The following is a 682-nucleotide window of genomic DNA, read 5'->3' on the forward strand; positions in this document are numbered from 1 at the left end:
CGTGGGCTCGTAGCGATGCGCGTGTGGCGGGTTGGTGTCGTGGGCGTTCGTCTGCGGTGTCGGTGAGGATGATGTGGGCGCGTTTGACGGGGAAGGGGTTGCTGGTTTCGGTGGTGGTCACCAGGCCGTTGATGGTGGCTGTTTGCCCGGTGAAGGGGCTGGTGGCGGTGCCGGCCCAGGTGGTGGTCAAGGTGATGCGGACAGAGTCCATGGGGTGGGTGTAGGTGTGTTGGTTGGTGGTGTCGGGCCAGGGCGCTCCGGGGCTGGCCGACACCACGGGTGGGCTGCCGTCGCCGAAGTCGAAGGAGAAACTGGTGGCCTCTAAAACGATGGTCACCGGGTGGCCCAAGACAGTGGTGGTCAGGGTTTGGGTGGGGGATGCGGCGTGGGCGAGGGTGGGGATGTTGATGTAGGAGGCGCGGGCCGGTTGGATGGTCAGGCCCGCGCCGTGGGCGTCGATGGTCGAGGCGGCGGTGATGAGGATGTCGGAGGCGCTAGGAGGGGCGGTGTCCGCCGGGGCTGGAGGATCGCTGCCGGGGGATTCGCGGGTGATGCCCTCGCATTCGGGCGTGTCCCATCCCCCCGAGATCTTCAAGATCTCGCAGTACTCGATCCTGGCCCTCCACGCCCGCTCAACCTCCCCCGCATCAACCCCCACCACCACACCAACAGAAGAACCCGA

The 682-nt window shown here is 66.9% G+C and carries 1 protein-coding gene; it reads right to left on the bottom strand.

Features of this window, described 5'->3' with window-relative positions; translation table 11 throughout:
• The coding region (locus tag M3T53_RS09785; protein WP_272434344.1) for a hypothetical protein at positions 1–658 on the bottom strand (658 nt) is incomplete at its 3' end.
• Positions 659–682: the final 24 nt, after the last annotated feature.

The organism is Actinomyces sp. B33, assembly GCF_028437565.1.
GTDB lineage: Bacteria > Actinomycetota > Actinomycetes > Actinomycetales > Actinomycetaceae > Pauljensenia.